At 40.5% G+C, this 13,730-nt stretch carries 6 protein-coding genes; all 6 read right to left on the bottom strand.

The genetic code is table 11. From position 1 onward, the window contains the following. Positions 1 to 11: 11 nt before the first annotated feature. The 6 genes from U859_RS0112365 to U859_RS0112340 all read right to left on the bottom strand — a co-directional run bounded on the left by U859_RS0112365 (position 12) and on the right by U859_RS0112340 (position 13,557). Positions 12 to 2,996 carry a SusC/RagA family TonB-linked outer membrane protein gene (locus U859_RS0112365; RefSeq protein WP_025143683.1) on the bottom strand — a complete coding sequence of 995 codons (2,985 nt, stop codon included), beginning with the start codon at positions 2,994 to 2,996 and terminating at the stop codon, positions 12 to 14. A gap of 419 nt (positions 2,997 to 3,415) precedes the next feature. Continuing rightward, the gene (locus tag U859_RS0112360) at positions 3,416 to 4,657 is read right to left on the bottom strand and encodes a DUF2264 domain-containing protein (protein ID WP_025143682.1); all 1,242 of its coding nucleotides are present in this window, start codon (positions 4,655 to 4,657) and stop codon (positions 3,416 to 3,418) included. Position 4,658: 1 nt separating this feature from the next. Then, complete coding sequence (locus U859_RS0112355; protein ID WP_025143681.1) at positions 4,659 to 5,774, bottom strand: glycoside hydrolase family 88 protein; 1,116 nt, start codon at positions 5,772 to 5,774, stop codon at positions 4,659 to 4,661. After that, positions 5,774 to 7,921 (bottom strand): family 43 glycosylhydrolase, encoded by a 2,148-nt coding sequence (locus U859_RS0112350; protein ID WP_029985706.1) that lies wholly within the window; start codon positions 7,919 to 7,921, stop codon positions 5,774 to 5,776. Before U859_RS0112350 ends, U859_RS0112355 begins: the two co-directional genes overlap by 1 nt. 32 nt (positions 7,922 to 7,953) lie before the next feature. Further along, positions 7,954 to 9,201, bottom strand: coding sequence for a BNR repeat-containing protein (locus U859_RS0112345; RefSeq protein WP_240183044.1), 1,248 nt, complete (start codon positions 9,199 to 9,201; stop codon positions 7,954 to 7,956). Positions 9,202 to 9,510: 309 nt separating this feature from the next. Beyond that, entirely contained in the window at positions 9,511 to 13,557 is a 4,047-nt protein-coding gene (locus U859_RS0112340) for a hybrid sensor histidine kinase/response regulator transcription factor (protein WP_025143678.1), read from the bottom strand. Positions 13,558 to 13,730 lie beyond the last annotated feature (173 nt).

The raw sequence follows: 13,730 nt of genomic DNA, 5'->3' as shown, positions 1-13,730 counted from the left end.
GATAATAAAATTTAACGTAATGAAACATTTAAACCGAACACAAAAGTCCTGGTGATGGGATAGTTATTTACCCAGTCGCCGGAGCCACGGGTAGAATAATTGTTTTCAGGATCCCAGCCTACCCATTTGGTAAAGGTGTGCAGGTTACGGCCACTGGCATAAACGGTTAAACTACCAAGGTGCAGTTTATCTAAAACCGACTGACCAAAAACGTAACTCAACGTAATATCTTTAATGCGGGTATAACTTGCATCCGAAGCATAGCCATATCCTAAAGTATTGTTATAAGATAGTGCCGGCCTGGTTTGGCTCATGTTTTCAGGCGTCCAGTATCCAATTTCGGCTGGTGTATTTCTACGGCCTGTTTCATCACCATAGGTTAAATCAGGGTTGTTTTTCGTCATTCCCTGTGCGGTTTGAATAAAAATGCTCAGGTTAACATTTTTGTAATGGAAAGTATTGGTAATACCACCGGTCCATTTTGGTGCAATCTGACCTAAAATAGTCCTGTCATCTGCAGTGATTTTTCCATCACCATTTAAATCAGCAAATTTTAAGCTTCCTGGTTTGGCAGTTGGGTCCTGTTTTGAAACGTCTTCTCCAGTCTGCCAAACACCTGTCATTTTGTAATCGTAAACAATGCTAATCGGCTGACCTAAAAACCACCTGTTTCCTAAATCGTCCTTTCCATCGCCATATAATGAAGTAATTTTATTTTTGTTAGTGGCAAATACCAACATGGTTTCCCAACGGAATTTATCGCCAACAAAGTTTTGTGTATTTAAGGTTAGCTCTAAACCCCTGTTTTCTGTTTTACCGATATTATCATAAACATTGTTATAACCGGTAATAATCGGCAGGCTTCTTAACAATAATAATCCGCTGGTTTTGTTCTGATAAGCCTCAATGCTACCGTTGATCCTGTTTTTAAGGATCCCAAAATCGATACCAATGTTAGCTGTTTTTGTGGTTTCCCACTGCAATGAGGTATTACCCAGATTGCTTGCCTGTACGCCAATGGTACTGATGCCGTTAAATGGCGAACGGGATGTTCCGTCGGTGGTAATGGTTCTGTAAACCGGAATGGCCTCGTTACCTGTTTTACCATAAGAAAGTCTCAATTTCAGGTTATTGACCAACGAAACATTTTTCATAAAACTTTCATTAGAAATGTTCCAGCCGATCGCTGCAGAAGGGAAAACGCCATATTTGGTGGTGTTTGCGCCAAATACCGATGAACCATCTCTACGGGCAGTTAAGGTTAATAAATAACGGCTATCATACGAATAGAACAAACGTCCCATTTGCGAATTAAGGCCATATCTATCGCGGTAAGAACCACTGGTTTGTGTTGCACCGGCCCCGATATTATCTAAACCCAGTTCGTCGTTTATAAAGCCAACGCCACCAGCTGTGGTTTCATTGTATTTACGTTCCTGGGCACTGTAAAGCGCCGTAAAATCGAAGTGATGCTTTTTAATGTCTTTTGAATAGGTTAAGATATTTTCTACTGTGTAACTATTTGTAGAGGCATTGAAACTTCTGGCCGTACCCAGCATATCGTTAGCTAAACGACCGATGTAACTTCCCTCCCTTTTTGGGAAATAGGTATAACCCGCATTTAATCTGTATTTTAAACCTTGCAACACCCCAGGGAATTTAATTTCTGCATAACCGTTTCCATTAATATTGGTTGTTCTGCTGATCTGGGTAGTGTTTAAGCCTAAAAGCGGATTGGTATACAACTGCTCCGGGTTCATTGGATAAATGGCATAAGTTCCATTTGCATTATATTCCTGTCCGTAAGGGCTCATGGCAGTAGCGAACAATAAGTTTGCCCTTCCGCCATCATAATTGTTGCTGGTAAGGAACAATGAAGTACCAACCGTTAAGAAACTGGTTACATTTACATCCAGGTTAGAACGCAGGGCAACGCGGTTAAACTGATAGCCTTTTACCACACCTTTTTGTTTGAGGTAATCGCCGGAAATAAAATATTTTACATCAGGAGAGCCACCCGAGATACTCAGGTTGTGATCTTGCATCTGTCCTTGTTGTGTTGCTTCTTTTACCCAATCGGTAGTGGTACCGGCATTATAGGCTGGAAGTTCGCCGATATTAGGCACCGGACGCTGTTGCACCTGATTGGTCTGTTTTAAATAATCAGCATATTTTTGAACATATTCTTCGCCACTGCGTGGAGTTAAGATATGGGCCAGGTTTTCTAATCCGGCATAACCACTATAACGGATTACCGGTTTGCCCGAAGTTCCTCTTTTTGTGGTGATCAAAATTACACCGTTTGAACCATTTGTACCATAAATTGCAGTTGCACTGGCATCTTTCAAAATTTCCATCGAAGCAATATCATTTGGATTGATATCATTCAGCGAACCGCCTGTTTTAGTCAACGGAACACCATCTACCACCACATAAGGGCCTGAGTTGGCGTTTATCGAATTCTGCCCACGCACCAGCGTTGCAGGTTGACTACCAGGTACTGATGAAGTAGTGGTCACATTAACCCCCGCAACTGCACCTTCCAAAGCCTGCATTACGTTGGTTACAGGCAACTGCGACAGCCTTGCTTTAGGTACTGATACCACTGAACCAGTAACATCCGATCTTTTCTGCGTACCATAACCCACAACCACCACATCGTTTAATGTTTTGTCGCCAGCTTCCTGGAGTTTTACATTTACCACCGCCTGGTTGGCAACAACCTGCGTAATGGTGGTATAACCAATATAACTGTAAGATAAGCTCTCGCCTTTAGCAGCGGCTATCTTATACCTTCCGTTGCCATCTGATACGACTACTTTTGCGGAAGTTAAGTTTTTTACGGTAACACCAGGGATCGGCACACCCTTAGCATCCTGTACCGTACCGCTTATTTCTGCTGGAACAGTTTGGGCGAACAGATGACCTGCACCCGCAATAACGAATATTGCCAGCAGCGCCATATACTTTAATGATGATAGTAATTTTTTTTGCATAATATAATTTGGTTAGTTATTAGGGGTAAAAATCAATTACAGCATAATTGACATTTTTCTTTCCGCGGTCAATCAGAGACTTTCCTGATGACGGGTGATGGTGATTTAGTTACATGTGGGGATAGTTTTATATTTGGATTAAACAAATTAAGCACAAATATCACCTCCCCAGTGAGGGGTAATACGGTAATTAAGGGGGGTTAAATTCTGATTTTTTGTTAAAAAAGGGCCGTTTCTAGCAATTTGACGAAAATTAACAGATTTTTAAACGTTTAAAAAACGTTTATTTTAAAAAATATAAGTATATCCCTATTTAACCGCAGATGAAAAGGATACACACAGATATCAATCCGTGTTTATCTGTGTGCATCTTTGGTTAAAAATTCTCAACTTAATAACATTACGCTAAAGTTGATATGTTATCTTAAATCGGCACTGTGGTCGTTCGGAAAATCTTCTCCGGCCCAGATGCGCTGGGCACTCCATTTTACAGGTGGGTTAGACCAAAAGGGATCGCTGGCAGGCAAACCCAGGGGAAGAAAAATATTGGTACAGATGTAAGGACTACCCTGGTTATTGTAAAAGTCACCTAGATCGGGCTGCGAACCGTACAAACCTATGGTTAACCAACCGTTTTTATAAGTGGTGGGGCTTTCGAGTGTTTTTCTGATTACAGCGGTGAGCGCACAGCGTACCTGCTCAGGACTTAGCTGTTTAGGCAAGGCTTTTCTATAAGCCATATCTGCCAGATGGTGAAAGGCACCACCACGGTAAACGATAGATCGGCCGGTAGCAGGATAAGTTCCATCGGTATTGATTAAACGCTCCTGGATAATGGCATAACGTTCGTTTCTTTTCTTTATTTTTTCGAACATGCCGTTATAGTCCTTTACCTTGGCACCGATAATATCGGCTATTTTGGCGAGGTATGGATGGATCACATAACTGTTGTAGTAATCGAAAGCATAAGTGCTGCCATCTTTATACATGCCATCGCCCACATACCATTGTTCCATTTGCTGTAAGGCATAATCTACACGCATAGGGTCCCAACTGTAACCGAATTTAGCCAAAAAAGCCTCGTTCATGGCCGAAAACAACAGCCAGTTTGAAAATACAGGTTTAAATTTACGGGTGGTGACGATCGATTTCATCATTAGCGATTGATTTTTAGCATCCAGATGTTCCCATATCCATGGTGCCCTGATTAAGGCCAATGCCACATAAGAAGCATCTACCAGTTGCTGTCCGCCTATATCATAGTTCATAAAATCTTTGGCGTTCGAATCTAGTGAGTTTTTCAAACCCTGTAACACCCATTCGCGGTATTGTTTGCGGAGCGCAATTTCCTTTGCGTCTCCATCTTCTAATTGCAGCCATGGTGCTATTCCGCTTAAAACACGTCCCAAAACCTCTACATACTGTACTTTTATGCGGTGTTCTTTATTATCAATATGGATAGAGGTAACCTGCGGCATCGCAATGCGCAGACTATCTTTAGCCAGGTTATACAAAACCGGCCTTACCATTTTATCCATCTGCTGCAGCCAAAATTGTCTGTCGCTTAAGTTTTCGGCAATTTTTTTCTTTTTCTGTGCCGATACCGGTAAGGTTAAAGCAGCAATCGCGATCACCAATAAGCTTTTGTATAAAGTTTTCATTTTATTTTTTTAAAAATCTGTAATATTCACATCCTGCCAACAAGAAAGCACCCACGCCAAAATTAGAAGTCGAATTTTGATCGACAACCTGGCCCGGAATGGCCTTCTCTCCTATAGGCTGCACGAAACCTATTTTCCCATTTTCCTGCAAAGCCGTTCCGCTAAGGTATTTCCAGCCTTTTATGGCGGCAGGCAGGTAAGTTTTTTCTTTGAGGTAACCGTTATTGATTCCCCAGAGTAAACCGTAGGTAAAAAAGGCTGTGCCACTGGTTTCCGGGCCTGGGGCATGTGCTGCATCCAACATACTCCTTGTCCAATAGCCTTCGGCCTGCTGACTTTTGATAATAGCATCGGCCATTCTTTTATATTTGCTGATGTACTCTTTTCGGTGCTGATCGTTTTTGGGCAGGTCTTTAAGCACTTTTGCCAAACCGGCGAAAACCCATCCATCGCCACGCGCCCAAAAATCTTTTTGCCCGTTTACACTTTTATGTTTGGGGTACACATATTTGGCATCGCGGTAATAAAGACCAGTTTCCTGATCATACATAATACTGTTAGCGTAGGAAAAGTATTCGTGCAATTTCTCGAGATATTGTTTATTTCCTGTGGTTTTGTAGAGTTTGGTCATCACCGGCATCACCATGTATAAACCATCAGCCCACCACCAATAATCGTTTGCAGGACTCGCCATCTCATACTCCATCACTTCTTTTGCCCTGGCTATTTTATGTTCCTGCGGATCTAAATGATAGAGGTCGATATAGGTTTGAAAACAGATCTGCCAGTCTCCAAAAAGCACATAATCGTCCGTTTCGCCATATTTATATTTCCACTGGATTTTATCGGTTGATTTTGCCCCCATCCATTGGTTATGCCTGGCCCAGTCTTCTGAATATTTACGATAGTTTTCATCTTTAGTTAGTGCAAATACTTCCATATTGCCTGTATGGTAGGCCGCATTATCCCAAAAAGCACGTACTTCGGCCTTGTTGTTACTTTGCCAGTAACGATTTACTTTATTGATGATCTGGAGTACTTCTGGCCTTGTGTTTTGTGCCCTTACAATAACCGAAAACAGTGTTGCCAGTATAAGTGTGATGTATATTTTCTTCATTATTTGATTGGGTTTATTCCTTTCCTGGTTGGAATGACTTTTTTGATGGTACCATCGGCATTGAATTCCATTTTATCGATGCAAACCTCACGGTTATAACCTGCGGCGCTGCCCATACCAATGCCTTTGGGGATCGTAAAACGATGATATACCATGTACCATTCATCTTTTCCCGGAACCTGGATGACGCTGTTGTGGCCAGTGCCATAAATGCCCTCCGAAGGTACCTTGGCTAAAATGAGGTTATTTTCAGGAATGGTGATCGGGCCTGTTGGATTATCTGAATAACCATAACTTACCCTGTAATTTTCGCTCCGGGTATCATCTTCCGACCATAGGAAATAATATTTTCCATTGCGGAAAAATACCTCTGTTCCCTCTCTGAAATTTTTGGTCGGCGTAATTATTTTTACGGTACTGCTATCAATAGTAAGCATATCATCGTTCAATTGGGCACAGGCCATGTAACCATTTCCCCAATAAAGATAACTCTTGCCTGTTTTGGGATCTGTAAATACATCCGGATCAATTTCCTGCCCGTTTTTTATGCCTTTTGGCTTTTGATCAATCAATGCCCTGCCACTGTCTTTAAATGGCCCGCTCGGATGATCAGAAACCGCAACACCTATTTTTTGGGCTGCAGTAAAGTAGTAGAAATACTTAAATTCAACTCCGATTTTCTTCTCGGCAATGGTTGGCGCCCATGCATTTCTTTTCCCCCAGCTTACATCGCGGTTCAGGTCTAAAATGATGCCTTCATCTTTCCAGTTCACCAGATCGGTAGAAGAAAAGGTTTTAAAATAGGTACCACTCCAGCCGGTAAAACCATCGCTGGTTGGATATAGATAATATTTCGACGTTTGATTTGAATAAATAATTTCAGGATCAGCAAAATAACCGGGCAACACCGGATTATTGTTTATTTCAGCCGATGCCGTAAAAGTTTGAGCTGCTTTAGCTCCTAATTTAATTTTGATGCTTACCGCTCCTTTACTGAAATCGATCGGTCCGGACGGAGAAATTTCAATACCCGGAAAAGAAATAAACTGTGGATTGACCGCCTTTAAATTAGTACCATACTTAAGCGGAAAAAACACGGTGTTTTCAGTAGAATCGACCATAATATTATTGGTTTTGATAACAGGAGCAGTTGCCGATTCGAATACTGCCTGTGGCGAATACCACTTAGACACCAGCCGTGCCGCTTCAGCCGAGCTAATGGGCAAAACGGTACCATGGCGGGGATGGAAGTTCATATTTACGGCTTCATCAACCACTTTAAAGTTTTTTAAATCCGTACTTCTGGTAAACTGGTAACGGCCTTTCATGTACACATCGTACATTAAGATATAACCGCTATTATTATTAAGCTTAAATACCCCGGCACCTTCTACTGCTTCTTTGGTTTGCTGTAAATAATGATCTTCCTGCACATAACCACTGGTCAATTCGCTTGAAACCGCTTTTTTAATGCCATTCCCTTCACCTTCTGTTTTGAAAAAAAGATTGTATTTTCCATCGTGGCAAATAATATCACCATCGATACAAGAACCATTGGTTGGACTAAAAAACAGTTGTTTGGGTTCTGTTTCCAGATCGGTAAAATCTGCGTTGGCGTAAGCATAATAGATAATATCGGGCTGGTTGCCATGTTTCATCGACCAGTACACCATATATTTTTTGGCTTTCGCATCATAAATCGTCTGCGGTGCCCACACCCGTTTTAAACTGTCGTTCCCTTTAAACCTCTTTTGAATATTGACTACTTTGGAACTCCAGTGGATTAAATCGGTTGATTTTAGCAGCACCATTGCCCGGTTGGAATCCCATCCTTTAGCCGATTCCATATCAGTGGCCACCATGTAAAATGTTTTGCCATCAGCACCACGCAAAATATGCGGATCGCGTACGCCCCCGCTTGAGCTGATGCTTGCCGAAGATAAAACAGGTTGATCGTTATTAAGTGCCCTGTAGGTAAATCCATCATTACTGATGGCAAAATGTATGGCCTCTTCCGATTTATTGTTTCCGGTAAAATACACAAACAGGTAAGCCGACATTTTTTCACCTGCAGCGGTTTTCTTTTGTGCTGATAGTTGAAAGGGGATTAAAAAAGCCAGCAGCCATAAGCGCGAAATCAAATTCATATTCAGTTTAATCTTTGTGTGTTTAAGTTTATTTATTGTTTTTTGGGCTGCCACTCCAATACCTGTACTGTTGTTGGCTTTATTGCCGCCTTCCCTTCCCCATCGATTTGCGTTACATTCTGGATGTAAATATTCAGGATACCGCGATCTTTCCAAAGTTCGGTATCGTAACTTGGTTCCCAATCGCCCACACTGGTTTGGGTCAGGTCTTCCACTTTCCAGTTATTGGTGTAAATATTCTGGTTTAATGCAATAGAAGCTTTATTGCCTCGCTCCGCATCCCTGAACAAAATTCCGGCAGCATAACTTTTTTGGTAAGGCCAGGCTATAATCTGCGGACGGGAAATGGGAATTTTCTTGGTGCCACCGCCACTTAAACTAAAGGTCGTATTCCGGAATGCCAGTTTATTTACTTTCCAGCCGCTCCCATCGTTAAAAACAATGTGGTATTGTGGAATGGAATCTGGTTTATCTGTCCAGTATCCTGCGATAAAAACTCTTCCGTTTTCATCTGCAAACATCGATGTCTGGTTAATTAATTCACTTTTTTGGGGAATTTTAAGCGCATATTCTGCATTTGATGCCGTGATGGGCAATTTATATTTTTCGCCCGTGCTTTTTACCCAGGTCATGCCGCCATCAGTTGATTTCGCATAAGCCAGATCATGGTTACTGGCCACATCAGGACTTTCGCGCCATACCCATGAAATATGTAGTCCACCGGCTTTATCGGTTGCCACCTGCCAATACGCATTGCGCTTGCCTTCCCCATCAATTAAACCGTCTTGTATACGGCTCCATTGGCTGGCACTAACCGAATATCGGTTAATCATTAAGTTTCCATTGCCCGAACCACCATCGCGGTAGAAAAAAAGCAAATCTCCGTTGCTGAGTTTATAAAATTCCGGATAACTTACTTTTTCTTCCTTTTTCCCAAGCATCTGTTCTTTTTCGCCAAGGGTAAGCGAACCGGCAGAAACTGCTTTAGCATAATTTAACTGGTTATTGTGCTGCCCCCATGCAATATGCAGGTACCCTGCCCCATCAACTGCAATGCTGATGGATTTATGCGCATCAGTTGCATCACCCTGATATTGTGTTTTATTGCAGATCCAGAATTTGGCTTTACTTTGCCTTTTAGCCAAAACTACAAACTGATCAGCATCATAATAAGCCGCATATTGAGTGTTTTTATAGGTTACAATCGAGTTTTTACGAAAAATAACAGCATTTACTGAATTATTGGCCCATCCGTTATTGGCAATTGAGCTAATTTTCACCTGCTGTGCTTCACAATGACCAAAAGACAAAAGCAATATTACAAAAACTGTAAATAAGAATAAAAAACAGGTTTTTTGGCTTATAATTTTAGCCGGGGAATTGGGAAACAAAGAATAAGAATTAAATTTATACAACATCATAACAGTTTAGGGAAAGCCATTGGTACAAGCATATTAAATTTACAATGATAATTCCTGTTTATATTTGGTTTGGCTAAATAGCAACTTTTTACGCTTTGCAACAGGGGGGTAAATCATACTTTACAGGGGGTGATTTAGGAAAATTACAGGTATACAGCTTAATTAAGTTTAACCGAGCGAATTTAGATTATAATATTTATGAAAAGTTTTACGGTGTTTCTTTACAAACTCTGATGGCGTGAGATTGAACAATTTCTGGAAATGCTCCCTAAAATATTTAATATCGTTAATGCCTACCCTAAAAGCAGCCTCGTTAATATTCAGGTTGGTATTGATCAGTAATTCTGCTGCTTTTCTTAAACGGATAAACCTTACAAAACTACTTACCGATTGACCGGAGGTTGCCCTTATCCGTTTATACAGGTTAGAGTGGCTCATCCCCAATGCAGAGGCCAGGCTTTTTACGCTAAAGTTTTCTTCGGTTAGGTTATCTTCGATGATGTTGATACAATTTTGCAAAAAGCCCCTATCCTCCTGCGAAACCTTATGCGCATCTGATTTAAGCGTAATCTCATTATAAAAATACGATTGCAGGTTCTGCCTGTTTTTGATGATGCCATTAATTTTGGCCGAAAAAAGTTCCTTATCAAAAGGTTTACTGATAAAATCATAAGCACCAACTTCTATACCACTTAAACGCACCTCGGCGCTCGGATCGGCCGTAAGCAGGATTACCGGAATATGGCTCAGCTCAGAATCTTCTTTAACGGCACGGCAAAGTTCAATACCATTAAGCCCGTCCATATTAACATCCGAAATGATAATATCAGGCAAAACTTCCTTGCATATTTTTAGTCCATCGAGGCCATTTGTAGCATTATAAATTTTAAACTTATCCTGAAAAATCTGTTTAATGTAGCCGATAATCTCCGTATTATCATCAACAACGAGTATACTATGCAAATCAGAAATCAGCAGTTCAAGGTTCCCTTTAGTGTCTTGTTCCACAAAATCAGGACTTTCCTCTTCCTGTGCCATCAGTTCGTTTATATAAAGCAACTGGTCGCCATCTGCGCAATCTACCGGTTCGGTTGGAGAGTCGCCCAAAGGCATCTCTATCGAAAAAGTGGTACCTTCACCTTTAACCGACGAAAAGTATATTTTCCCTTTATGGAGTTCTACAAAGCTTTTTACCAGGTACAAACCGATGCCAAATCCCATTTTTAAAGATTCTTTACCGGCAGCTTTATAAAATTTATCGAAGAGTTTTTCCGCAACCTCATTAGAAATACCCGGACCATTATCGCTCACTTCAATTTTAACCCCATTATGATGTGTAACGATGCTTAATTTCACCATTCCGCCCGTTGGGGTAAATTTTAGGGCATTAGATAGGAGATTGAACAGAATAATCTCCAGTTTATCCCGATCTGCATAAATCTCGATGCTTTCGTCTTCACATTCAAAAATATAATTGATGTTATTGTTTTTTGCGGTATAACCGAAGCATAAAAATATTTCTTTGGCAAATTTATAGAGGTTTATTTTTACAATGTTTAAGGCATCGTTCTCACTCTCCATTTTCCTGAAAAGAAGCAATTGATCTACCAGGCTCAACAAGCGCCTCGAATTCCGGTAAACTACATTGAGGTCGTTTTTTTCCTGTCCGGCTTCCTTACTGCTCAAAATGTCTTTGATCGGGTTAACAATCAGGGTAAGTGGTGTCCGTAATTCGTGCGAAATATTGGTAAAGAAATCAATTTTTTTCTCATTAAGGTCCTTTTCACGCTCCATTTTAAGGTTCGTAATTTCAACCTCATGTTTTAAATTACGCTGCCTGTTGCGGTAAGTCTGAAAAACATAAACCGCAGCAGAAAGCGAGATAATATAAGCCGCATAAGCCCACCAGGTACGGTACCAGGGCGGCAGAATCTTGATCACGATAATCTTTTCATTATTGCTCCAGTTGCCTTCCGTATCGGTACTTTTAATATGCAATTTATATTCACCTTCATCCAGCCTCGAATAATAAGCCGTAGAAAGTTTGTTTACATAGTTCCAGTCCCTGTCCCAGCCTTCTAAGTAGTAGGCATAAGCAATCTGATCCTGAAAAGAGAACTCAATAGCTGCATAATCAACAGATATAACCGCTGCATTATAAGGTATCGAAATTTTTTGCAGGTTGACTACTGTTGTATTTTTATAGGCAGAATCCTGATTGAGCGGAATATTATTGATCCTAAAATCGGTGAGTACAATTTTTGGCACCCTGCGGTTCTGCTTTATTTTTGAGGGATAGAACAGGTTGAAACCTGCTGTGCCACCAAATAGAAAAGCACCATCTTTTAATTTTAATGCCGCATTATAATTAAACTGGTTACTCTGCAGGCCATCAGATGAATAATAACTTTTAAACTTCCCTGTTACCGGATTGTATTGCGATAAACCATTATAAGTGCTGCACCAAAAGCTGCCGTTTTTATCGGGCAGAATATTGAGGACAGAATTACTGGGCAATCCGTTCTGTTCAAAATAGCGTTTAATTTTCTTTGTCCGGGGATTAAAGCACAAAAGGCCTCCACCTTCCGTACCGATCCACAACATGTGTTTGGCATCTTCATTTATGGCCCTAATGGCAGTATTGACCGTAAAATAGATGTGTTTTTTAAACTTCCGGTCAACCTTGATCAACTGTGTGTAATTACCAGCCCAAAGATTGCCTTCCATATCTTCGAACAGGGTATGGATATCTTTAAGCCTGTTATCAAAAAGCTCGAATTTATCTAAAGCTTTATTATACAGGTACAGTGCACCGCCACGCGTGGTACCGGCCCAGATATTTTTACTTTTATCCAAAAAGAGCTTCCAGATATTGATATCATCAAACCCCCTTGCACTATTGTAACACCTGTAATGGATAAATTTTCCCGATCGCTTGTCAAAGCGGTCAATACCTCCACTAAAACTCCCTACCCAAACATTATTTTCAGCGTCGCTCAATATGCTGGTGATAAAATTGCTTTTTAAAGCGCCATTACCATCGTTTTCGAAATAATTTTTAAATGTATTGGTCTTTCTGTTCCACACACTCAAACCACCTCCATCGGTACCAATCCATATATTTTGGGTACTATCCTCGCAGAAAGAAAGCACAAAATTATTAATGAGCGAATTTTTGTTCAAAGGGTCATTTTTGATCGTCTGAAACTGCGCATTTTCCTGATCAATGATGTTTACACCTCCCCGCAACGTGGCAATCCATTTTCTTTTCTCACCGTCTTCAATCACCTGACCAATGGAATTACTCGATATAAAGCCCTTATTGCGCCCTGTAGGCAAACTATTTAGACTTTTAAGCTGGGTATCGTAAACCCTCAATCCGTTACCATCAGTTGATACCCATAACTTTCCTTCGCCATCCAGCATCAGCCCCATAATGTTATCAGCAACAGGATAGTTATCTACCTGCTTCAGGCTATTGGCCGCTTTATCAAAAGTATACAAACCGTGCTCGGTACCGATCCAAAGTGTTCCGTTTTTACCGTTAACAATGGCCGTTACATTTCTTATTTTCGAATTGTTTAACTGGGTTTTCTCGTTTTGGATATTATACCTGCATAAGCCGTAATCTTTAGCATAAAACCACAAATCGTGCTGTTCATCAACACACAAACCCTTCACTGCGTGTATTTTACCTCCGTTTAAACCTATATATTCAGCAAGTGGCGCATCTTTTTTCAGCATAAACAATCCATGCTCATCTGTAGCAATGAAAACATTCGAACTTTTATCAATAGCAATTGAATTAACGGAGAAAGATAAGTTGATTGGCTGACCTTTTTCAAGGTATTTAAGGCTATGGAATTCCCCGTCTGAATAGTTATAATAAGAAATACCTTTTTGGGTACCGATCCAAATTTTATATCCACTGCCATTGAGCGCCGTAATGTGATTGTTTACCAGCGAATTTTCAATGCCCCAGTTATTTCTGAAAACCTTAAATCCGTAGCCATCGTACCGGTTTAGTCCATCGTAGGTACCCATCCAAATAAAACCAAAATGATCCAGGTACAAGGAATTTACGATGTTATTCGACAGACCTTTTTCTACACCGATGTATTTTACCGAGAGCAGGTTATTTTGGGCAAGGGCCAAATCAACATGGATTACAGAAAAAACTATAAGAATCAGAAAAATCTTAAGATTTTTAAACATATATTTTTTAGGGACGGGATGGTATTTGGTTGAAACGAAGATACAAAATAAATTAAGGCAGGATTAATTTCAGCACAAATAAACGTAAGATTAACATTTAAAAATCCGGAACAGGATTAAAAAATAATTTTTAGCATAAAAAAGGCCTCTCATTAAAATGAGAGGCCTTAAAT

This window comes from Pedobacter jeongneungensis (genome assembly GCF_000633455.1).
Taxonomy (GTDB): Bacteria; Bacteroidota; Bacteroidia; order Sphingobacteriales; family Sphingobacteriaceae; genus Pedobacter; species Pedobacter jeongneungensis_A.
Note: the sequence above shows the minus strand (reverse complement) of the source record. Positions and strands in the feature narration are given on the sequence as shown.